This is a genomic window from Aminobacter sp. P4_D5 (assembly GCF_056401815.1).
On the sequence record NZ_JBFUIP010000032.1, the window covers coordinates 21,696 to 43,242 of the forward strand.

Sequence of the window (21,547 nt, forward strand, 5' to 3'; positions counted from 1 at the left end):
GCCCGCACGCTTAACGAAAAGTTACCTCAAGATGTTCCCACGACCGGCGCCCGGTCATCGCCGCCATGCGGATGACCGGGTGCAAGGTACAGAGGGAAGCTGGCCGTTAGTCGAGATCGGCGACGGCCTGCCCTGCCCCACCTTCGATACGCTGCGACAGCGACGCCTCCATGAAGTCGTCGAGATCGCCGTCGAGAACGTCGGACGGGCTCGTGCTTTCGACGCCGGTGCGAAGGTCCTTCACCAGCTGGTAGGGCTGCAATACGTACGAACGGATCTGGTGGCCCCAGCCGATATCGGTCTTCGACGCCTCGGTGGCATTGGCCGCAGCTTCGCGCTTCTTCAGCTCTTCCTCGTAGAGGCGCGAGCGCAGCATTTCCCAGGCCTTCGCCTTGTTCTTGTGCTGCGAGCGTTCGGCCTGACAGGCGACTGCGATGCCAGTGGCGATATGCGTGATGCGCACCGCCGAGTCGGTGGTGTTGACGTGCTGGCCACCCGCGCCCGAAGAGCGGTAGGTGTCGATGCGGACATCCGATTCCGAGACGTCGATTTCGATCGAATCGTCGACCACCGGATAGACCCAGATGCTCGAGAACGACGTGTGGCGCCGTGCATTGCTGTCGAAGGGCGAGATGCGGACAAGGCGATGAACGCCCGATTCCGTCTTCAGCCAGCCATAGGCATTGTGGCCCTTAATGAGGAGCGTGGCGGATTTGATGCCGGCTTCTTCGCCGTCATGGACTTCCAGAATCTCGACCTTGAAGCGGCGGCGTTCGGCCCAGCGCGTGTACATGCGCAACAGCATGTTCGCCCAGTCCTGGCTCTCGGTGCCGCCAGCGCCGGCGTGGACTTCGAGATAGGTGTCGTTCTTGTCGGCTTCGCCCGACAGCAGCGACTCGATTTGGCGCGCCCGGATTTCGCCGGCCAACGAACGGATGGCGGTTTCGGCTTCGCTGATGATGTCAGCATCGCCTTCTTCCTCACCCATCTCGATCAGGCCGATATTGTCATCCAACGCCTGGCTGAGGCCCTGGATGGAGCGGATGCTGTCGTCGAGCGACTGGCGCTCGCGCATCAGCTTCTGCGCCTCCTGCGGGTCATTCCAGAGGTTGCCGTCCTCTGCCCGCATGTTCAGGTAATCAAGCCGTTTTACCGCCTGATCCCAGTCAAAGATGCCTCCTCAGCAGGCTTATGGCCTGCCTGATTTCGTCGACAATGTTCTGCGTTTCCGCGCGCATGGAGATTGCTTCTTTTTGCTTGTTTCGCGCCCGAAGGCGGCTTGTTGAATCCGCGCGGAACATAGGGATGAGGTCGCCCTGTGTAAAGCAAAATGGGCGGGAGCCGTGTGCTCCCGCCCACCAGCTCTACCGTGCCCCGCGTTGCCTAGCCGACGTAAGACGCCTCGAGTTTGGCGACGTCGATCTTGGTCATCTGCAACATCGCCTGCATCACCCGGCTGGCCTTGGCGGCATCGGGATCGCCGAGCAACCGAGGCAGCGCTTCGGGAACGACCTGCCAGGAAAGGCCGAACTTGTCCTTCAGCCAGCCGCACTGGCCGGGCTGGCCACTTTCCGACAATTTGGTCCAGAAATAGTCGACCTCGGCCTGATCCTTGCAGTCGATGGACATCGAGATCGCTTCAGTAAACTTGAAGTTCGGACCGCCATTCAGGGCGGTGAAACCCATGCCCTCAAGCTCGAACTCGGCCACCATGACACTGCCGGCCGGACCTGGCCCTGCCTCGCCATATCGGGTCATCTTGCCGATCTTTGAGTTCTTGAACACCGATGTGTAGAACTTGGCGGCCTCTTCGGCCTGGTTGTCGAACCATAGGAATGGGCTGATCTTCTGCATCATTCTCTCCCTGCGTTGAAATCGGACTGGGCCTCCCATCGTGAGGCTGCTGCTTCAAGGACGATCGAGCAACGAACGCTCCGACATGACTTCGGAGTTTACGCACGCCCTTCAATGTCTTTCGGCATTCAATAACTAAAAAGCTATATAACTATGTGGCTATTTGCAAGAGCAAAGATGGGGCGCCATTCGAACACAAAAAATGCGCGCAGCTTGGCCACGCGCACTTGTCAGTTCCGTCAAAGGGTCCAGCTGATGCCGGACTGGGCTGCGATCTTAGTAGAGGCCGCCGCCACCTTCGCTGATGGCCTTGCTGGCCTGCGGCGAAAGTGCTCCGCCATAGCCATTGGTGCCGTCCTCACCCATGCCGATGACCCAGTAGCTGTCGGCGGGTCCGGTGCCGGGCTTGAACGCTTCCATGATCGTGCCAGGCGCGCCTTCCGACGCCTGCATGCCGGTCTTGCGGTCGATCGAAATCACCTTCATGCCAGCTGGCACGACAAAGTCGACCTTGGGCGTACCGTCGAGCGCCACGGTCATGAAATCCTTGAACACGGGTGCTGCGAGACCGCCGCCCGTGGTGCCCTTGCCGAGCCCCTGCGGCTTGTCATAGCCAAGATACAGTCCGACGACGAGATTGGGCGTATAGCCGACGAACCAGGCGTCCTTCTCGTCGTTGGTCGTTCCTGTCTTGCCCGCCATCGGACGGTTGAGTGACAGCAACGTGGTTGCGGTGCCGCGCAGGACCACGCCTTCCAGCATCGAGGTGATCTGGTAGGCCGTCATCGGGTCGAGCACCTGCTCGGAATTGTCGACCAGTTCCGGTTCGGGCTGGTTGGCCCATTCGGTGGCGACACATCCTTCGCAGCCACGCTCGTCATGCTTGAACACCGTCTTGCCGTAGCGGTCCTGGATCCGGTCGATCAGCGACGGCTTGATCTGACGGCCGCCATTGGCCATCACGGCATAGGCTGAAACCATGCGCATCACCGTGGTCTCGCCAGCGCCGAGCGCCATAGGCAGATACGGTGCGAGCTTGTCGTAGACACCGAAACGCTCGGCATATTCGGCAACTGTCTTCATGCCCATGTCGTTGGCCAGGCGCACCGTCATGAGATTGCGCGAGCGCTCGATGCCGGCGCGCAAGGTCGACGGTCCTGCGGCCTTGCCGTCATAGTTCTTGGGCGTCCAGGAAGTATTGCCAGACTGGATGGTGATCGGGCCGTCCATGATGACGGAGGCCGGCGTGTAGCCGTTGTCGAGCGCAGCCGCATAGACGAAGGGCTTGAATGCCGAGCCGGGCTGACGCATCGCCTGGGTCGCGCGATTGAACTCGGACTGCGCGAAAGAGAACCCGCCAACCATGGCGAGCACGCGGCCAGTGTGCGGATCCATGGCAACGAGACCACCCTCCACCTCCGGCACCTGGCGCAGCGCATAGCCCGCGCTACCATCATTTTTCTGGACGTAGATCACGTCGCCGGCCTTGAGCACTTCAGCGGGCGAATTTGCCTTGAGGCGCTTGCCGGCGGAGACATAACGCATGGCAAAGCTCATATCGTCCTTCGACACGGAACTCTGCTCGCGATCCTTGGACAGAGCGCCGGATACTTCGCGCTTGGGCTGCAGGCCAATATCGAGCCCGGCCTTGGAGCTGTCGAGAACAACGGCCAAACGCCATTCGGGAACATCGCCCAGCCCCTTGACCGCCCCCAGCGCCGTGCCCCAATCGCCGGAGATGTCGATGTTCTTGACCGGACCGCGATAGCCGCGCAGGCGATCATATTTCTCCAGGCCCGACTGCATGGCCTTGCGCGCCATGGCCTGGAGCTTCGGGTCGAGCGTGGTGCGAACCGACAGACCGCCTTCATAAAGCGCGTCCTGGCCGTAGCGCGCGATCAGTTCGCGGCGCACTTCCTCGGTGAAATATTCGCCAGCGAAGACATAGGTGCCGGTACGGCGCGGCGTCACGCCGAGCGGCTCAGCCTTGGCCTTGTCGCCCTCCTCGCGCGAAATGTAACCGTTGACCACCATCTGCTGGATCACCCAGTTGCGCCGCTCGATGGCGCGCGCGGCGTATTTGAACGGATGATAGTTGGACGGGCCTTTCGGCAGAGCCGCGAGATAGGCGGCCTCGGCCACTGTCAGCTCGTTCACCGACTTGTCGAAATAGGTCAGCGCCGCACCGGCGATGCCATAGGCGCCGAGGCCGAAGAATATCTCATTGAGATAGAGTTCGAGGATGCGGTCCTTGGAATAGGCCTGCTCGATGCGGAACGACAGGATCGCTTCCTTGGCCTTGCGGTCCATCGTCTGTTCGTTGGAGAGCAGGAAGTTCTTGGCGACCTGCTGCGTGATGGTCGAGCCACCTTGCGTCGGACCACCGGTGACATAGGCAAGCGCGGCGCGCGAAAAGCCCATGATGTCGATGCCGGGATGATTATAGAAGTTCTTGTCTTCGGCCGACAGGAACGCCGCCTTGACGCGATCGGGCACGGCCTGGATCGGCAGATAGAGCCGGCGCTCGCGCGCGAACTCGCCCATGAGCGCGCCATCGGAGGCGTGGATGCGCGTCGTCACGGGCGGCTCGTATTTGGCGAGCACCTCGTAGTCGGGAAGTTCCTTGGTGAGCTGGCCGAGATAGAGCGCCACGCCCGCTGCAACGACGAGCGCAAGCGTCGTGCCGATGCCGAAGAAATAGCCGATAAGACGAATCATGCCCGCTCCAGTACAAGGTTCGGGAATTTCCTAAACCAACCCGCCATCACCGCAAGCTGCAGGTACTGTCCCGATCCGCAATCGGTCACCCATGTCGCGCGGTTGTGGGCAAAATACGGCAATAGCCACGCATGCGCCCAAGATTCTGGTCGAAAACACCATTAATGCCCAGGCCGTGACCTCTCGGCAACGCCGACGAGAAGCCCGCTGTCAGCATCAGCCGCCTGGAGCGCCTCGCTCCGCGACAAAAGCTGCAACAGCCTTCGAAATGCTTGTTGCTGCCTTCTCGCGCCAATCGGCGCTGCGAAGCTGCTCTTCGTCCTGTGGATTGGAGAGGTAGCCGAGCTCGACCAGCACCGACGGCACGTCAGGTGCTTTGAGCACCTTGAAGCCTGCGGAGCGATGCGGATTGTTGATCATGCCAACGGTCGGGGTCAGTTCGCCGACCAGAGAGCGGGCAAAGCGTGTCGAAAACCCATGCGTCTCACGCCGGATCAAATCGACCAGTATGTCGGAGACTTCGTGGTTTTCTTCGGCAACATCGACGCCGGCAAGCTGGTCGGAGAGGTTTTCGCGATCGGCCAGCGCCTGCGCGTCGGCGTCGGACGCCTTATCCGACACCGTATAGACGGTGGCGCCGCGGATACCTTTGAGTCGAATCGTGTCCGCATGGATCGAGATGAAGAGGTCAGCTTCCTGCTGACGCGCAATGYGAACCCGGTCGTCGAGGCGCAGGAACTCGTCGCCCTCGCGCGTCAGAACGACCTTATAGGCGCTGTTGGACGCCAGCTTGTCTTTCAATTCCTTGGCAAAGGCGAGCGTGACCGTTTTCTCAACCGTACCGTTCAGCCCTTCGGCCCCACCGTCGATGCCGCCATGGCCGGGATCAAGCACGATCGTGAACGGCCGGTCGCCGCGATTGGCGATCTTGCCAAGCCTATCGGTTTTGGCTGTCGTCGAGCCGGTGGTCTCTGCCTGGATAGCAAGTGCCGCGTCGAACTCGCGTTCCGAGGCGGCAGCGATATCCGCAACCAAGCGATAACCGGAGCCGTCTTCGTTCTTGAGAACGTCGACCTTCTCGACGTTGAAGGGCCCTTTCGAGGTCACGATCAGCCGCGAAGCGCCCTCGCCCGACGCGCCATAACGCACACTCTTGATCAACCCGCGCGGCTTGAGGTCCTTGGCCTCGAGTGCAAGAACTGCATCGGGAAGGTCAATGACCAGGCGGTGTGGGCTGCGCAGCAGCATCCACTTTGGTTCTGGCTCGCGGTCAAAATTCATGACGATGCGCATGTGGGTCGCGTCGCCGGCCATCTTGTAGTCGAGCGTCTTGATCGCTTCAGCGGCGCAAACCGGCTGGCAATTGATACCGACGAACACGGCAAAGAATACGACCAACGCCAACATCGCATGGCACAATGCGCCCTGGGGCTGAAAGCCCACAAATGGGAGGCTCTTGCCAGTCAATGCCACGGACCCCATTTCTGTATTGCCGCTCCAAAAGGCAGGCACGCAGTTTGTGCGCGCTGTTGTCGTTCGCGAGCCGAATACGCGACCCTCTCGATTAACGAGTGGTAACCAAAGAAGGTTAACCGAGTCTTTGTCGCAATGCTCCCCTCATGTCGCAGAAGGTGGCTTTGCCGGCATCGGAAATCGGGGTTGCGCTCGACCTCGCCAAATCATAAAAGCGACATTGGATCACTGCAATCCAGGGCCCGCGCCCTCAGCGCCTTCCGCTAGGGAACCACGCGACGAGCGATGGCCCGCCTCGCATTAGAGTTAGATTTCAGTGATCGCGACGAGATTCGCAGGCGCGGCCCGTGGCGGGGTAGCGACTGCGTGAGAAAAACGGCCGGACACTCATTCCGCGCCGGCTCTGTAAGAGCAAAGTAGCTGGTCCGGATTCCCGGGCTTAGATTTGAAACAAGGTTCCGCAAGGTCACGCATTGGCCACTGACGCAATCATGGACAGGTCCGCAGGTAACCGCGCCATCACGGCAGCGGGCGGCTCCGCCATGGCGTTTTGGCTGCGACCGGCGGGCGCAAAATCATCCGGCACCCCTTCATCAGCAAACTCACGGCGGCGGACAAGTTCCCGCAAGCCGCGGCTGACGGCTGCCGGGAGGACAAATAATGCCCAACAAGATGCTGATAGACGCCTCCCACCCGGAGGAAACACGGGTTGTCGTAGTTCGCGGTAACCGTATTGAAGAATTCGATTTCGAATCACAGGACAAAAAGCAGCTCAAAGGAAACATCTACCTCGCCCGCGTGACGCGGGTTGAGCCGTCCCTTCAGGCTGCCTTTGTCGAGTATGGCGGGAACCGTCACGGTTTCCTCGCCTTCAGTGAAATCCATCCCGACTACTACCAGATCCCGGTTGCCGATCGGCAGGCGCTGCTGCGTGCTGAGGCTGAAGAAGCCGAAGACGAGGAAGACGAAGACAGCGAAGGCGACGATAGCAAGAGCCAGGATCGCAACCGTGGACGCCGCAGGCGCCGCGGAGGCAAGAATCGTGGCCGCGACGAAAACAAGCCTGAAGGCTCTTCCGAAGACGACGGTGATGCATCGTCCGATGACGAAGGCGAATCGGTCGCGGCAAGCGACAACGCCGATGCAAACGCCGGCGACTCGGCGGCTGAAGCTGTAGAAGAAAACTATGATGCCGCATCGGATGAGCGCGAGCCGACCTCGATCGCCGCATCCGTCGATGCGGATGTCGTGTCCGAAAAGGCCCCCGAGCCAACCGTCACCGAGAATGAAAACGGCGGTGTGATCGAAGAAGTGCATTCGACTCACCACGACGATCATGAGATCGAGTCGGTCGGCGCTGAAGATGCGCTTGAAGAGGTGCGCAACCGCCGCAAGCCGGTTCGGCGCCACTACAAGATCCAGGAAGTCATCAAGCGCCGCCAGATCCTTCTGGTCCAGGTGGTCAAGGAAGAGCGCGGCAACAAGGGTGCTGCGCTGACGACCTATCTGTCGCTGGCTGGCCGCTATTCGGTGCTGATGCCCAACACCGCGCGTGGCGGTGGCATTTCGCGCAAGATCACCAATGCCCAAGACCGCAAGCGCCTGAAGGAAGTTGTTGCCGATCTCGAAGTGCCAAAGGGCATGGGCGTCATCCTGCGCACCGCAGGTGAAAGCCGCACCAAGGCCGAGATCAAGCGTGACTACGAATATCTGATGCGCCTGTGGGAGAATGTCCGCGGCCTGACGCTGCAGTCGACGGCTCCCGCGCTGGTCTATGAGGAAGGCAGCCTGATCAAGCGATCGGTGCGCGATCTCTACAACAAGGACATCGACGAGGTTCTGGTTGCCGGCGAAGACGGCTATCGCGAGGCCAAGGACTTCATGCGCATGCTGATGCCCAGCCATGCTAAGGTCGTCCAGCCGTATCGCGACATCACGCCGATCTTCGTGCGCAGCGGCATCGAATCGCAGCTCGAGCGGATGGTACAGCCGCAAGTGACGCTGAAGTCGGGTGGCTACATCATCATCAACCAGACCGAAGCGCTGGTTGCCATCGACGTCAACTCCGGGCGCTCCACCAAGGAGCACTCGATCGAGGAAACGGCCCTTCACACCAACCTTGAAGCCGCCGAGGAAGTCGCGCGCCAGCTCAGGCTGCGCGATCTCGCCGGCCTGATCGTCATCGACTTCATCGACATGGAGGAGAACCGCAACAACCGCGCGGTCGAAAAGAAGCTCAAGGATTGCCTGAAGAACGATCGCGCCCGCATCCAGGTCGGCCGGATCTCGCATTTCGGCCTGATGGAGATGTCGCGCCAGCGCATTCGCGCCAGCGTGCTCGAATCGACGATGAAACCCTGCCCCCATTGCGGCGGCACCGGCCATGTGCGTTCGGACTCCTCGGTTTCGCTGCAGGTCGTTCGCGCTATCGAAGAGTTCCTGCTCAAGGACTCGCGCAGCCACATCACGGTCAAGACGCCGATGGCGACGGCACTCTACGTGCTCAACCACAAGCGCTCGACACTGGTCGATCTCGAAGCCCGATTCGGCGTGACGATCACGCTTGAGGCCGACGACAGCGTCGGTTCCGTCGGTTCGCAGAACCATGCCATCTTCCGCGGCGCCATTGCCGAGAAGCCGGCGAACTTCGCCCTGCCCGTCGCGGCCCCGGCCTATGAAGAGCCCGACGACATCGAAGACGAGATCGTCGAAGAGGAAGAAGAAGAGATCGTCGTCGCCGAGGCAAAGCCTGCCCAAGCGCCGCAGCCTGCATCCGCCGAAGGCGAGCAGCATGACCGCAAGCGCCGCAAGCGCCGGCGTCGTCGGGGCGGCCGCGATCGCGAGCACGCGGCCCCGCAGGAAGGCGAGGCCGTCGCTGGCGAGGCCAGTGAGGCCAGCGAGTCTGAGGATGGCGAGGCCGACGTCGCCGTCGATACAGCTGTTTCCGAGGTCGCCGGTGAATCCGCAGCTCCGGACGCAGCTGAAGATGCTGCTGCCAAGAAGCGCCGGCGCGGCAAGCGCGGTGGCAAGCGCAACCGCAAGGAAGACGAAGAGCAGTCGGCCGAAGGCGACGAACAGGTCGCATCCGACGACGCGACGGTCGCCGAGACCAGCGTAAGCGAAGTTGTCGTGGTTGAAGCCTCCACTGCTGAGCCCGAAGCTGTCGTCGAAGCCAAGCCGAAAAAAGCTCCGCGCCGTTCGGCCAAGGCCAAGAAGGCCGAAGCTGAAGCGGTCGAAGCTCCTGCCGAAGAGGCTGTGGTTGAGGCGATAGCGCCTGAAGCCGAAGCCAAGCCTGAGAAGAAGGCTGCCAAGCCGCGCGCCCCGCGCCGCAAGGCAGCTGCCGCTCCGGCCGAGGATGAAGTCGTCTCCGAAGAGCCGGCAGCGCCCGTAGCGCCTGTCACTCCCGTTGTCACATCCGTGGTCGAAGCCGAGACGGCCGCCTTGACCGAGGCCAAGCCAAAAAAGGGCGGCTGGTGGCAGCGCAAGGGTTTCTTTTGATAAGCTAATATAAATGACCCCGACCAGCGACATGCTGGTCGGGGTCACTACTTTTTGAGATTATTTTGCTTGCTGTCTGACACCATTTGCACCGATATACGGCGCAGCGAATGGATAGATTCATACTTTGCTTTAATACTGCCCGGAGAGACGGTCGATGACGAATGATAGCAAGATCGACATCCTAGGACTGACTGCCCATATCGTCAGCGCCTATGTTGAAAACAACAAGGTTCCGGCCACCGGCCTGCCGGAATTGATTGCCAGCATCAACGCGTCGATCCTGTCGCTCGACCAGCCCACTGATGCGCCGGCCGAAGCCCAGCAGCCTGCCGTGAATCCGAAGCGCTCGGTTCTTCCCGACTACATCATCTGCCTGGAGGACGGGAAGAAGTTCAAATCGCTGAAGCGCCACCTCTCGGTCCACTTTGGACTGACGCCTGAGGAATACCGCGCCAAGTGGGGCTTGCCGGCCGATTACCCGATGGTTGCGCCGAACTATGCCGCCGCCCGTTCGGAACTGGCCAAGTCGCTTGGCCTCGGCCGCAAGGCGGGCGCTACGTCTACCAGGGCAGCTACCGCGCCAGCAAAGGCACGCGGCCGCGCCAAAAAGGCGTAATTTCAGGAATTTCAACGACGCGCTTCGGGACATCCCGGAGCGCGTTTTTTATTGTGCGGCGACAACATCCGCCGAATAGCGCATTTCACGCATGGGGCGTACGCGCTGGGTCGTACGGTCATAGAGCGGATGGGCCTTGTATGCGGCCAGCGCTGCCTGGTCGGCAAACTCGGCATAAACGACGATGTCGACCTCGTCCGAATACGGATCGACCTTCGTATTGACCGTCACTTCGAAGACGGTGGAATGCGGAATGCCGCCAAGCGCCGACAATTCCTCACGGATCATCTCGACGTCCTGTTTCTGGCGCGCACTGAAGAACACGATGTGCCGGATCAAGCCGCGACTCCTTCTGCTGCTTTCGCTGGCGCCTTTTGGGTCGGCATTTGGTCCGCGTCAATCCGCCAAAAAGCAGCAGTTCGATTCGCGCGGATGCGCTTTCAACCGATGATCATACGCACGACGCGATGAACTTCCCGCACCGTCTCGCCGATGGCGTTACCGTGGTTGTAGAAAAGATCCCAGATGAGGAACACGGTGCCGCACATGATCACAATTACATATCGCAATGCGTGCCCTCCCCGACTGCCACGGAAACCCATTGTTTCCACGGGCCCTACGAATCTCGGCAACTAAATTAGTGTCCTATAATATTTAACAAACTCGCCTTTCGCCTTTGCAACGCGTTTCATTCGGCCTGATAATTCATCTGGCATATCAGCGCTTGCCAGATGTCACTTGAAGTTCCAGATTTTGGCGGTGAAGATCACGGCAGGAATTCGCCGCAGCACGCGGAAGTCATGGCAGCCCCCGGCCAAGTCCTTCGCAACCTGTCTGGAGATGCGGCGGCGGCGCATCTTCAGCCAGGCACGTCAGCGGCACAAAAACCAGGAGCAACGGGCCCGACACGCCGTACCGGGCAAGAACTTGGGACGTCGACATGGCCCAGAGGACTTCGGACGGTTCTACCAATCATGGCGTGACGAGGCTTCACGAGGGCAATGTCGCGGACTTTGCCAGAGGCCTGCCGGCGCGCGTGCGCATGGCGCTATCGGCAGCACTTCACCTGCCGCGCGGTTCGCTCAAGGTGAAGATGCCGGATGGCCGCAGCATTCTGGTCGGCGGTAAGGCGCCGGGACCGGATGCTGAGATCGTGCTGCACAATTGGAAGCTTCCTTCACGCGCCTTCAGCGGCGGCACCATCGGGGTCGCCGAATCCTACATCGACGGCGATTGGGAAAGCCCCGACGTCACCAGCTTCCTTGAGCTGTTCGTGATCAACACCGAGGCGGGAGAAGGCGTTGCCGGCGGCACCAACTGGCTGCTCACCACCATCCAGCGTATTCGCCACTGGCTCAACGAAAACACCCGCACCGGGTCGCAACGCAACATTTCCGCCCACTACGACCTTGGCAATGCCTTCTACAGCCAATGGCTGGATCCGAGCATGACCTATTCCTCGGGGCTCTATGCGACGGGCGCCAACGACCTGGCAGGCGCTCAGACCGAGAAGTATCGAGCCTTGGCGCGTGATACCGGCATTGGCCCCAACGACCATGTGCTGGAGATCGGCTGCGGCTGGGGCGGTTTTGCCGAGTTTGCGGCACGCGAGATCGGCTGCAAGGTGACAGGGCTGACAATCAGCCGCGAGCAGTTCGACTTCGCCCAAAAGCGCATCCACAATGCTGGGCTTTCCGAGAAGGTTGAATTCAAGCTGCAGGATTATCGCGACGAGACCGGCACCTATGACCGTATCGCCTCGATCGAGATGTTCGAGGCAGTGGGCGAACGATACTGGCCGGCCTTTTTTGCCAAGATGAAACAGTGCCTGCCTTCGGGCGGCACGGCGGGTCTGCAGATCATCACCATCAACGAGGCCGCCTATCCGCTTTACCGCAAGCGCCCCGACTTCATCCAGCGCTACGTCTTTCCCGGCGGCATGCTACCGACGCCGGCCCTGCTCAAGTCGCTAGGTGCCGAGCATGGGCTCGATTATCTGCGCGAGCGTGTCTTTCCGCAGGACTATGCGCGCACGCTCGCCGAATGGCGCGGCCGTTTCTGGTCATCGTGGGAACGCATCGTGCCACTTGGCTTCGACGAGCGCTTCAAGAAGCTCTGGGAGTTTTACCTCCACTATTGCGAAGCAGGGTTCCGCGCCGAATATATCGACGTGCGGCAGGTGGTCTACAAGGCCTAAACTTCGATCGTCTGCGTCAGCACGCAATCTGTCTTGCGGTTGCTTTCCCAAGGCAGTTTTACGACGTCTTTCCGTCGTGAAAATGCCGAATCTGTCTTCAGTATAGCTTCGAGGGCCGGGCCTCGGAGCGAATCAAGACATGCGCAAGCGAAGCATTTTCCTACTCTCTACTCTGACGGTTGGCGGGGCGATCTACCTCAACAACACATCGCTGCTTTCAAACCGGCCTGCCGGCGAGCCGGTCATGCTCGCGCACAGGGGGCTTGCCCAGGAGTTCGACCGGACCGGGCTGACCAGCGACACATGTACAGCCGAGCGGATGCTGCCGCCCCGGCACGACTATCTGGAAAACACAGTCCGCTCCATGCAAGCAGCCTTTGTCATGGGTGCAGACGTGCTTGAGCTCGACGTGCACCCCACCACCGACGGCAAGTTCGCCGTCTTCCACGACTGGACAGTGGACTGCCGCACCGAAGGCAGCGGCGAGACGCGCGACCATTCGATGGCTGAGCTCAAGACGCTTGATGTCGGCTACGGCTATACCGCCGATGGCGGCAAGACATATCCCTTCCGTGGCAAAGGCGTCGGGCTGATGCCGACGCTCGACGAAATTCTCAAGCGCTTTCCCGACCAGCACTTCCATATCAACGTCAAGAGCAACGATGCCAAGGAGGGCGAAGCGCTCGCAGCCTTCCTGTCGACTTTGCCGGCTGAACGCCTGTCATCCCTCACCATCGTCGGCGGCGACAAGCCGGTCCAGGCAATCAAGCTGGCCCTTCCCGCCATACGGACACTGTCCAAGCAATCGCTGATGCGCTGCCTGTTGCGCTATGAAGGGCTCGGCTGGAGCGGCTATGTGCCGGAAGACTGTCGGGGCACAACCCTGGGCGTGCCGATAAACATTGCGCCCTTGCTATGGGGTTGGCCGAACCGCTTCCTCGACCGGATGGAGAGCGTCGGCACCAATGTCTATCTGCTGGGGCCCTACCATGGCGGGGGCTTCTCGGACGGCATCGACGACCCGGCGACCATCGATGCGCTGCCTGCAGGCTACTCCGGCGGGATATCCACCGATGCGCTCGATCTGGTTGCGCCTGCGGTTGAGCGTAGGGCCAACTGACCTGAGTCAGGGCTAAACAAAAAGGCGGCCGGATCGCTCCAGCCGCCTTGGTACCCTGCGAAAACTCAAAGCGTGATGCGGTACTTCGCAAAACCTTCAGCGCCATCGCCGGCCGGCTCGATCTTCACAGCCTTGACTTCGGATATGTGATCCTTGGCCTTGGGACCGGTCTCGAAGATCACCGACGCGCCTGCAACCGGGGCAAACGACCAGTTGGCATCGGCCGACGGGTTGATCGTGCCCTGATCAACAATGTAGCGCACGATCACGTCGCGGTTGGTATCGGGTGCTTCGAACACCAGCTTGGAGGCGTTGATTTCAGGGAAATTGCCACCGCCACCAGCCCGGTAATTGTTCGTTGCAACGACGAACTTCGCCGCCGGATCGATTGGCTTGCCCTCGAACATCAGGTCGACGATGCGGTTGGAGCCAGCGTTCAGCACGGCGCCCTTGGGATCGTATTTCGGTGGTTGCGCCAGATCGATCTTGTAGGCCACTCCGTCGATGACGTCGAAATTGTAGGATGGAAAATCGAGATTGATCAGCGCTTGGTCGGCTTTGCCGGGTTCGACCTTGTTGAAGATGCCGGCCGACATCTCCAGCCATTCCTTGACCTGTGCGCCAGTGATCGCCACCGCCTGTACCGTATTGGGGTAGAGATAGAGGTCGGCGACGTTCTTGATCGCCACGGCGCCGGCCGGAACGTCGGTGTAATAATCTGGACCACCGCGCCCGCCCGACTTGAAGGGAGCCGCAGCCGAAAGCACCGGCAGATCCTTGTGCTCGGTGTCCTTGAGCATGTCCTTGATGTACCAGATCTGCGCCTGACTGACGATCTGCACCGACGGATCGTCGGCGACGAGCGCGAAATAGGAATAGAGCGGCGCCGACGTCTTGCCGACCGGGGTGCGGACATAAGCGAGCGTTGCCTCGTGCTCTTCCTTGGCTGCCGCCTCGACCTCCGGCTTGCTCTCGACTGTCGGCACCACCTTCTTGTCGACGCGCTTGGAAATGGGGCGTGCCTCGCTCGTCGAACTGATGACCTTCCAGGCATTGCCGTCGCGCTCGAGCAGAAGATCGATCAAGCCGAGATGGGAGCCCCAGAAGCCACCCATCACACCCGGCTTGCCATTGATCGTGCCCTTGGCGTTGTCGACACCGTCGACCTTGTCGAATTTCGGACCGGGGAAGTCGAGATGGCTATGGCCGGTAACTATCGCGTCGATGCCGTCGACGCCAGCGAGCAGGATCGAGGCGTTTTCCAGGTTTTCCGCGGCTTGCGGCGTGCCCATGCCGGAGTGCGAGAGTGCGATGACGATATCGGCGCCCTGTTCCCTGATCTGCGGCACCCAGGCTTGAGCTGCCTTGACGATGTCGCGGGTCATCGCCTTGCCCTGCAGATGCCTGGAATCCCAGGTCATCACCTGCGGAGGCACAAAACCGATCAGGCCGATGCGGATAGGATGCTCGGCACCCGAACCGTCCTTCACCTTCTTGTCGAGGATCACGTAGGGCTTGAGGAACAGTTCGTCCTTGGTCGCGTCGGCGGCCAGTTCGCCCTTGGTCAGATTCGAGCAGACGACCGGGAAATTGGCGCCGTTGAGCACCTTGAACATGTAGTCGAGCCCGTAATTGAACTCGTGATTGCCGAGTGTCGAGCAATCATAGCCCAGCGTGTTCATCGCCTTGATGATCGGGTGGACGTCGCCGTCCTTCATGCCGCGCTGATAGGCCATGTAGTCGCCCATCGGGTTGCCCTGCAGGAAGTCGCCATTGTCGACCAGGATCGAGTTGGTGGCTTCAGTGCGGATGGCGTCGATGATCGTGGCCGTGCGGGCAACACCCATCGTGTCGTTCGGCTTGTCGGCGTAGTAGTCATAGGGAAAGACGTGCACGTGCAGGTCGGTCGTTTCCATGATGCGCAGATGCGCCTGATTGGCCTGGGCGCGCGCCGAAAACGGGTGCAGCATCACAAGAGCGCTCGCCGCGGCCGATCCGGCAAGAAAGGAACGACGAGACATAGGGTGAACCATGTTGGACATTTTCATTCTCCAGGAAATGAACTGACAGTATTTAGCCGGCGTCCCAAAGATCAAATGTCGCGCCAAAATCCGCGCGAGTCCAGCCGACTCGCGTGACAGCAGCGCGACAGGCTGCGGGGGAATGGATTGGTCCAGACGCTTTGCGACCTGTTCGGCCAGCGCGATGTCGCCCGTTGACCACAGGCAGCCAGCATGCAGGACTAGGCTCGACGCTGCTCGAAACCTCAAAAAGGTGCGACATGGCCGATCTCGACGACGAACAACCGGCGCAATACGCCTCGCCGCCATGTTTCATGCATGAGCTTGATCCCGAATTCCGCGCCGTGCCCGCGCCGGAATGGCCGGATGTCAGGCGCTGGCGCAAAGCCGAGCGCGCAAGGCTGATCGAATCCCGACTTGCCATCCCCGCTGACGTTCGCACGGCCATGGCCGGCCTGATCGCGCAGGGGCTCGACCAAGTCACCGGCGATGTGGCGGGCAAGATGGTCAGCCTCTACTGGCCGTTCCGGGGCGAGCCGGACCTTCGGCCATGGCTGGCATCGGTCAATGCGCGCGGCGGCAAGTCGGCGCTGCCAATCGCAATCGAGTTGGGTCGACCGCTGATCTTTCGCGCCTATGCACCGGGCGACAAGCTCGAACGTGGCGTCTGGAACATACCCGTCCCTGTCGCCAGCCCGGAGGTCATCCCCGATATCGTCATTGCCCCACTCGTCGGCTTCGACGCTATGGGCTACCGGCTAGGCTATGGCGGCGGTTTCTTCGACCGAACACTGGCCGCGTTGCCGAAAAAGGCACTGGTCATAGGCGTAGGCTACGAGATCACGCGCATTGCAACGATCTTCCCGCAGCCGCACGACATTCCCATGGACAGGATCGTTACCGAGGCCGGAATCATCCGCTGAAGCCATTGCTTGCGGTCACGCCAGATCCGGCCGCATGCCCGTGGCCATGCGGTCGACAATCTCGCGCAAGGCGAATGACGAGTTGATCTTGATGACATGCGGCATGGCCGACAGCCATTCCTTGTGGATGCGCTCATAATCGGGCAAGTCGCGGGCGGCGATGCGCAGGATGTAGTCGTATTCGCCCGACATGAGATGGCAAGACAGGATGTTGGGGCAGCGCTTCACCGCGACCTCGAAATCCGAAAGCGTTTTTTCGAACTGTCCCGACAGCGAGATATGCACGATCACCGTCATCTGGTGACCGAGTGCCGCGCTCGAAAGCCTGGCATGATAACCACTGATGATGCCTGACTTTTCGAGGTTGTCGAGGCGACGCGAACAGGCTGATTGCGACAGCCCGATCTTTTCGGCCAGCGCCGCGTTGGGCATCCGCCCATCCTTCTGAAGCGCGTCCAGAATAGCGATATCGATCCTGTCCAACGGCATTCTTCGAATTTCCTTCGACAATACAGAGGATGTGCGCAAAAATTATCGATCAACCTGCGGTAGCGCAACCTTTTTCGCAAACATATTCGGAACGATTCGTGATTGACTTCGTCATCAGGGAACGACGGCCAAAACGGCTGCGGAGGAGCAGGAAATGCGCGTAGGTTGCCCCAAGGAAATCAAGAATCATGAATACCGCGTCGGGCTGACCCCCGGCTCGGTTCGCGAATACGTCGCCCATGGCCATGACGTCCTGGTCGAGACAGGCGCGGGTGCCGGGATCGGCGCAGATGACAACGCCTACCGTGCGGCCGGCGCCCAGATCGCCAAGACCGCCGAAGAGGTGTTCACCCGCTCCGACATGATCGTCAAGGTCAAGGAACCGCAGCCCAATGAATGGGCGCAGTTGCGCGAAGGCCAGATCCTCTACACCTATCTGCATCTTGCGCCCGATCCGGAGCAGACCAAGGGGCTGCTCGCGTCGGGGGTGACTGCGGTCGCGTATGAAACCGTGACCGACGAGCGCGGCGGCCTGCCTTTGCTGGCTCCGATGTCGGAAGTGGCCGGTCGTCTGGCAATCCAGGCAGGCGCCACGGCATTGCAGAAGGCCTATGGTGGCCGTGGCGTGCTGCTTGGCGGCGTGCCTGGCGTGCTGCCGGGAAAGGTCGCGGTCATCGGCGGCGGTGTCGTTGGCCTGCATGCCGCCCGCATGGCCGCCGGTCTCGGCGCCGATGTGTCCATCATCGACCGTTCGATCCCGCGCCTGCGCCAGCTCGATGATCTTTTCGCTGGCCGTGTCCACACGCGCTATTCGACTGTCGAAGCGCTCGAGGAAGAGTGCTTCTCCGCCGATCTCATCATCGGTGCCGTACTTATTCCAGGGGCGGCGGCGCCCAAGCTGGTCAGCCGCGAGATGCTGTCCGGCATGAAGAAGGGCGCGGTGCTTGTCGACGTCGCCATCGACCAGGGCGGCTGCTTCGAGACTTCGCACGCCACCACCCACGCCGACCCCACCTACGAGGTCGACGGCATCATCCATTACTGTGTCGCCAACATGCCGGGTGCCGTGCCGGTGACTTCGGCCCATGCGCTCAACAACGCCACGCTGCATTACGGCCTGGCGCTGGCCGACCGTGGCCTCCAGGCGCTCGCCGACGAGCCGCATCTGCGCAACGGCCTCAATGTGCATCGTGGCCGCATCACCAATCGCGCCGTCGCCGAAGCCCTGGGTTATGAGATGACGGAAGCCAAGTCCGCGCTGGCGGCTTAAGTCTGCTGTATCAATAAAGAAGGAGCCCGTCGCAGTGATGCGGCGGGCTTTATGTCATTGGCTTCCCACGCGATTTTTAGCACCTGTCGACAGATTTCCCGAAACGAATTCGGCTCACCGGTTTCAAACTGAATGTGACATTTATGTTGCATCGCGCGGAAGGCCTCCGTGCCAAACAGCCAGTATTGGTAGTGGGGCAGTAGTGATGAAATTTGGTAAGACTTTTATAGCGCTTTTGCTGGGCGCAGTGTCAGCAGTTGCAATCTCTTCGGCATCAAACGCAGCGGATGCAGTATCAACGGAAGCGCCGGCCGCTGCGGGTTTCAACTGGAGCGGCATCTATATCGGTGTCGGCGGCGGCGTTGGTGCTGTCAAGCACGGGCTCGAAATAGCCAATCCTAACGGCCCCGAACGAATCGGCATGCCGGATCTCGGCGGCGGCGGCTTCTTTGGCGAGGTGACGGCCGGTTACGACTACATGGTGTCAGAACGCTTTCTTCTGGGCGCCTTGGTCGATGGTCGTTTTGGCAATGTTGGGCTTTCCCTGGAATCCTCGGATGGCACATTGGACGCCTCGCTCAACAACAATTACGGCTTTGATGTCGCGGCGCGAGCTGGCTATTTGCTGACCTCCAATACGCTGGGTTACGTTCTCGGCGGCTACAGCTGGCAGCATTTCAAGCTCGACGGAACCCTGGCCGGCACACCAATTGAATTTGAAGACGACCGCAGCGGCTACCTTCTCGGGCTGGGTATGGAAACTGCGGTCAGTGGCAACTGGACCGTCAAGAGCGAATATCGCTACGCCAACTATGGCAATGACACCGTTGCCGATCTTGGAGGAGCTCTCCTCAACATCGAGCCGTCAACGCATACATTCCACGTCGGCGCCAACTACCGCATCGGTGGCCAGAATGGCGGTGGTGCGTCAATTGCGGCGCCGGCCTATAGTTGGACGGGCTTTTATGTCGGCGGCGCGCTTGGGGCGGGTGCAATCACCGATGAAATCAATCTCGCTGCGGGCGCGGCCACCTTCAACGGCTTCGGTGGCGACGGCGCCTTCGGCGAATTGAGCGTCGGCTACGACCATGAGTTCAATGGCATCTGGGTTGCCGGTCTGCAGATCGACGGCCGTTATTCCGGCATGACGACGCAGCTGGCAGACGATCTGGCGCTTGGTGGTGCACGATACGAGGCTACCGCCGACTACGGTTTCGATGTTCTCGCCCGTGTTGGTGCAAAGCTCAATGAGTCGACCCTTGGCTACGTGCTCGGCGGCTATAGCTGGCAGCATGTCAGGGAAGAGATCACCTTTGCCGATATGTCCGACAGCAGGGATTGGAGTGTTGGCGGTTTCTCCGTCGGTGGCGGCCTTGAAACCGCTGTAACCAACAACGTAGCTGTCAATCTCGAGTACCGTTATTCGCGCTACGAAGGCCAAGACTACGACAGCGGCGACTTCTGGGAGACAGTTCCAGCCTTCCATACAGTCCGCGTCGGCGCGAAGTACAAGTTCAATTAGAACCGTTTCAGGCAAAATGCCAAAGCCCGTCGCAGCGATGCGGCGGGCTTTTTTTCGTTTTCAGTCAGATATCGGCGCCGCTTGACGTCATCGGCTCGTCCCGCTCGATCCGGCACTGATAGCAATTGTTCTTTGCCGATCGCATGTGCACGTAGGCCACGTCCGGGCGCTGGAGCAACATTGCCGCCCAGCCGACAATCTCGGGCGTCAGCGTCACCGCACCGGTGCCATAGACGATGCGATCGTCCGCACTGTAGCCGCGCAGGATGTAGTCCTTGGTCTTGGCGAACAGCTCCGGCAACTCGCGGGTCTCAGCCGCACGTGGACATTCCTCAGCATGCAGGAAGATCGGGCCCGTTTCGGCATAGGGCTGAAGTTCCGGGAATGGGCGATATGCCAGCACGAGGTAAGGCTTACCCGCCGCGACATTGGTCAGGCAATGGCGACAAGGCACGCCAACGCCATCCGAAATCTTGCGCTCGGGCGTCATGCCATAGGCATCCGGGGCGCCGTGCTGGAGAGCCTTCACCGCATCGGTGGGAAGTGCCTGGAAGAGTATGGTCATAGCGGCAATCCTGGTTGATCGATTGCCGCAAGTTATGGCGAGCACAGGCGCTCGCCCACCCGATTTCCGACGCAGAAAATTTTCGTGGTATGGCAGCGTAAAGCCCGGCTCTTGCAAGCCGGGCTCCATAAATGATCGATGCGAGCAGGCTCTTACCGGATGAAGGCGTCGTAGCGGCGCAGCGTCACGCGGCGGTTGCGCCAATTCTCGTTCTGGGTCGGCACGAGCAGGAACTCTTCGCCATAGCCGACCGTTTCCAGCGCATAGCGCGGAATTCCGAACTGGCGCACCAGCGTCTGCTTGAGCGAAGCAGCACGGCGCTCCGACAGCGCCTGGTTGGCGGAAAACGAACCCACGGCATCGGTGTGGCCTTCGATCAGCACACGCGCCTCGGGATCGCGGCGCAGGATGCGGTCCAGCGCGTTGGCGATGTTTTCCACCTTGCCATATTGCGAATAAGGCACCTCGGCCGAGCCAAAGGCGAAGTTGATCGACTGGATGTCAATCGAGGGCGCCATGCGGCGCAAATCCGGCCGGCGCTTGAATTCGCGAACCGTGACGCGCTGGTTGGGCTGGAGCCTCGTCGTTGGCGCCGCCTGGAGCTGGCGCTCGATTTGCGACGCCGATGGCGTCGTCGCTTGTGCTGCGGCGTAAGACGGTGCGGCAAGCACGGCGATCAGCGCGGCGGCAAGCGTACGGCGGTTCAACATCTTCATTCTCCTTGCATATTTCGACCGATCCGGTCGAATCTGATGCAGCGGAAAAGGCCTGAGCCAAGCTGAAGACGCGATGAACGGACAGTTCAGCYGGGGTTGTGTGCGATCACGGTCGCATCACGCTTGCCGCACGCTCGGCAAAGGTCATCGTCCGAACCGTTTCCGTCTTCTGCGCGACGGGCGAAAAGCCCATCTTCTGATAGAGCGGCAGGGCTGCCGGATGGTCGAGCGTACAGGTCTGGACTGTCACCTGGTGCGGTCTGTAGGACCATGCGGCATCGATCGCCGCGCCGAGGAACCAGCGCCCGATCCCCTGCCCCATGGCATGGTCCATCATGCCGAAATAGGCCAATTCGACCTCATCGGGCAGATGCGGCTTGAGGTCCATGAAGCCGGCAGGCGCACCATCGAGATAAAGCACCCTGATGTCGCGGTCTTCGCGGTGCAGGCCAGCGGCAAGTTCCTCGTCGTCGAGCCTGAGAATGTTGACCCAATGCCATTTGCGGCCGACACGGTCGGCTAGATAGCGATAATAATGCAGCGGAATGTCACGGGTCTTGAG

The 21,547-nt window shown here is 60.7% G+C and carries 18 protein-coding genes; 7 read left to right on the forward strand and 11 right to left on the reverse strand.

Annotated elements, in window-relative coordinates:
- Positions 1-106: 106 nt before the first annotated feature.
- The 4 genes from prfB to AC1DWF_RS09765 all read right to left on the reverse strand — a co-directional run bounded on the left by prfB (position 107) and on the right by AC1DWF_RS09765 (position 5,979).
- Positions 107-1,238 (reverse strand): peptide chain release factor 2 gene (gene prfB, locus AC1DWF_RS09750; RefSeq protein WP_476783110.1). Its coding sequence is split into 2 segments (ribosomal slippage): positions 107-1,171 and positions 1,173-1,238, totalling 1,131 coding nucleotides; the frame shifts between segments, so codons are not numbered across the junction.
- A 145-nt stretch (positions 1,239-1,383) separates the two neighbouring features.
- The gene (locus tag AC1DWF_RS09755) at positions 1,384-1,854 is read right to left on the reverse strand and encodes a VOC family protein (RefSeq protein WP_476787674.1); all 471 of its coding nucleotides are present in this window, start codon (positions 1,852-1,854) and stop codon (positions 1,384-1,386) included.
- A 276-nt stretch (positions 1,855-2,130) separates the two neighbouring features.
- Entirely contained in the window at positions 2,131-4,572 is a 2,442-nt protein-coding gene (locus AC1DWF_RS09760) for a penicillin-binding protein 1A (protein ID WP_476783111.1), read from the reverse strand.
- 216 nt (positions 4,573-4,788) lie between these two features.
- Positions 4,789-5,979, reverse strand: coding sequence for an N-acetylmuramoyl-L-alanine amidase (locus tag AC1DWF_RS09765; RefSeq protein WP_476841639.1), 1,191 nt, complete (start codon positions 5,977-5,979; stop codon positions 4,789-4,791).
- Between the two features lie 726 nt (positions 5,980-6,705).
- Here AC1DWF_RS09765 and AC1DWF_RS09770 point away from each other — a divergent pair.
- The gene (locus AC1DWF_RS09770) at positions 6,706-9,543 is read left to right on the forward strand and encodes an Rne/Rng family ribonuclease (RefSeq protein WP_476783113.1); all 2,838 of its coding nucleotides are present in this window, start codon (positions 6,706-6,708) and stop codon (positions 9,541-9,543) included.
- A gap of 157 nt (positions 9,544-9,700) precedes the next feature.
- Entirely contained in the window at positions 9,701-10,162 is a 462-nt protein-coding gene (locus tag AC1DWF_RS09775; protein ID WP_476783114.1) for a Ros/MucR family transcriptional regulator, read from the forward strand.
- A 48-nt stretch (positions 10,163-10,210) separates the two neighbouring features.
- Here AC1DWF_RS09775 and AC1DWF_RS09780 read toward each other — a convergent pair whose 3' ends face one another.
- Positions 10,211-10,501: a Dabb family protein gene (locus tag AC1DWF_RS09780; protein WP_476783115.1), complete on the reverse strand. Its 291-nt coding sequence runs from the start codon at positions 10,499-10,501 to the stop codon at positions 10,211-10,213.
- Between the two features lie 101 nt (positions 10,502-10,602).
- Entirely contained in the window at positions 10,603-10,731 is a 129-nt protein-coding gene (locus tag AC1DWF_RS09785) for a hypothetical protein (RefSeq protein WP_476783116.1), read from the reverse strand.
- A gap of 371 nt (positions 10,732-11,102) precedes the next feature.
- Between AC1DWF_RS09785 and AC1DWF_RS09790 the strand changes: the two genes are divergently transcribed.
- Both AC1DWF_RS09790 and AC1DWF_RS09795 read left to right on the forward strand, forming a co-directional pair.
- Positions 11,103-12,359: a class I SAM-dependent methyltransferase gene (locus AC1DWF_RS09790; RefSeq protein ID WP_476783117.1), complete on the forward strand. Its 1,257-nt coding sequence runs from the start codon at positions 11,103-11,105 to the stop codon at positions 12,357-12,359.
- Between the two features lie 139 nt (positions 12,360-12,498).
- Positions 12,499-13,479, forward strand: a complete 981-nt coding sequence (locus AC1DWF_RS09795) for a glycerophosphodiester phosphodiesterase family protein (protein ID WP_476783118.1) — start codon at positions 12,499-12,501, stop codon at positions 13,477-13,479.
- Between the two features lie 65 nt (positions 13,480-13,544).
- On the opposite strand, the gene AC1DWF_RS09800 is transcribed toward AC1DWF_RS09795, so the two are convergent.
- On the reverse strand, positions 13,545-15,521 hold the full coding sequence (locus AC1DWF_RS09800; protein WP_476787675.1) for a bifunctional 2',3'-cyclic-nucleotide 2'-phosphodiesterase/3'-nucleotidase: 1,977 nt from the start codon (positions 15,519-15,521) through the stop codon (positions 13,545-13,547).
- 239 nt (positions 15,522-15,760) lie between these two features.
- On the opposite strand from AC1DWF_RS09800, the gene AC1DWF_RS09805 reads away from it, so the two are divergent.
- Positions 15,761-16,423 (forward strand): 5-formyltetrahydrofolate cyclo-ligase, encoded by a 663-nt coding sequence (locus tag AC1DWF_RS09805; protein ID WP_476784859.1) that lies wholly within the window; start codon positions 15,761-15,763, stop codon positions 16,421-16,423.
- Positions 16,424-16,438: 15 nt separating this feature from the next.
- Here the strand turns inward: AC1DWF_RS09805 and AC1DWF_RS09810 are convergent, their stop codons facing one another.
- A complete protein-coding gene (locus AC1DWF_RS09810) occupies positions 16,439-16,912 on the reverse strand; it encodes an Lrp/AsnC family transcriptional regulator (protein WP_476784860.1) in 474 nt (157 codons plus the stop codon).
- A 154-nt stretch (positions 16,913-17,066) separates the two neighbouring features.
- On the opposite strand from AC1DWF_RS09810, the gene ald reads away from it, so the two are divergent.
- Positions 17,067-18,182, forward strand: coding sequence for an alanine dehydrogenase (gene ald, locus AC1DWF_RS09815; protein ID WP_476787676.1), 1,116 nt, complete (start codon positions 17,067-17,069; stop codon positions 18,180-18,182).
- A gap of 37 nt (positions 18,183-18,219) precedes the next feature.
- Positions 18,220-19,704 carry an outer membrane protein gene (locus tag AC1DWF_RS09820; RefSeq protein ID WP_476784864.1) on the forward strand — a complete coding sequence of 495 codons (1,485 nt, stop codon included), beginning with the start codon at positions 18,220-18,222 and terminating at the stop codon, positions 19,702-19,704.
- A gap of 64 nt (positions 19,705-19,768) precedes the next feature.
- Here the strand turns inward: AC1DWF_RS09820 and AC1DWF_RS09825 are convergent, their stop codons facing one another.
- The 3 genes from AC1DWF_RS09825 to AC1DWF_RS09835 all read right to left on the reverse strand — a co-directional run.
- Positions 19,769-20,269, reverse strand: coding sequence for a DUF1203 domain-containing protein (locus AC1DWF_RS09825; protein WP_476787677.1), 501 nt, complete (start codon positions 20,267-20,269; stop codon positions 19,769-19,771).
- 152 nt (positions 20,270-20,421) lie between these two features.
- Positions 20,422-20,979, reverse strand: coding sequence for an OmpA family protein (locus AC1DWF_RS09830; protein ID WP_476784863.1), 558 nt, complete (start codon positions 20,977-20,979; stop codon positions 20,422-20,424).
- 112 nt (positions 20,980-21,091) lie between these two features.
- On the reverse strand, positions 21,092-21,547 hold a 456-nt coding region (locus tag AC1DWF_RS09835), incomplete at its 5' end, for a GNAT family N-acetyltransferase (RefSeq protein ID WP_476841637.1).

Excerpts from the sequence above, each read along its gene's own strand:
- AC1DWF_RS09810 (WP_476784860.1), bottom strand. The coding sequence starts at position 16,912 with ATGCCGTTGGACAGGATCGATATCGCTATTCTGGACGCGCTTCAGAAG.
- AC1DWF_RS09775 (WP_476783114.1), top strand. The coding sequence starts at position 9,701 with ATGACGAATGATAGCAAGATCGACATCCTAGGACTGACTGCCCATATC.
- AC1DWF_RS09770 (WP_476783113.1), top strand. The coding sequence starts at position 6,706 with ATGCCCAACAAGATGCTGATAGACGCCTCCCACCCGGAGGAAACACGG.
- AC1DWF_RS09820 (WP_476784864.1), top strand. The coding sequence starts at position 18,220 with ATGCGGCGGGCTTTATGTCATTGGCTTCCCACGCGATTTTTAGCACCT.
- AC1DWF_RS09755 (WP_476787674.1), bottom strand. The coding sequence starts at position 1,854 with ATGCAGAAGATCAGCCCATTCCTATGGTTCGACAACCAGGCCGAAGAG.
- AC1DWF_RS09760 (WP_476783111.1), bottom strand. The coding sequence starts at position 4,572 with ATGATTCGTCTTATCGGCTATTTCTTCGGCATCGGCACGACGCTTGCG.
- AC1DWF_RS09790 (WP_476783117.1), top strand. The coding sequence starts at position 11,103 with ATGGCCCAGAGGACTTCGGACGGTTCTACCAATCATGGCGTGACGAGG.
- ald (WP_476787676.1), top strand. The coding sequence starts at position 17,067 with ATGCGCGTAGGTTGCCCCAAGGAAATCAAGAATCATGAATACCGCGTC.
- AC1DWF_RS09830 (WP_476784863.1), bottom strand. The coding sequence starts at position 20,979 with ATGTTGAACCGCCGTACGCTTGCCGCCGCGCTGATCGCCGTGCTTGCC.
- AC1DWF_RS09800 (WP_476787675.1), bottom strand. The coding sequence starts at position 15,521 with ATGTCCAACATGGTTCACCCTATGTCTCGTCGTTCCTTTCTTGCCGGA.
- AC1DWF_RS09795 (WP_476783118.1), top strand. The coding sequence starts at position 12,499 with ATGCGCAAGCGAAGCATTTTCCTACTCTCTACTCTGACGGTTGGCGGG.
- AC1DWF_RS09825 (WP_476787677.1), bottom strand. The coding sequence starts at position 20,269 with ATGACCATACTCTTCCAGGCACTTCCCACCGATGCGGTGAAGGCTCTC.
- AC1DWF_RS09805 (WP_476784859.1), top strand. The coding sequence starts at position 15,761 with ATGGCCGATCTCGACGACGAACAACCGGCGCAATACGCCTCGCCGCCA.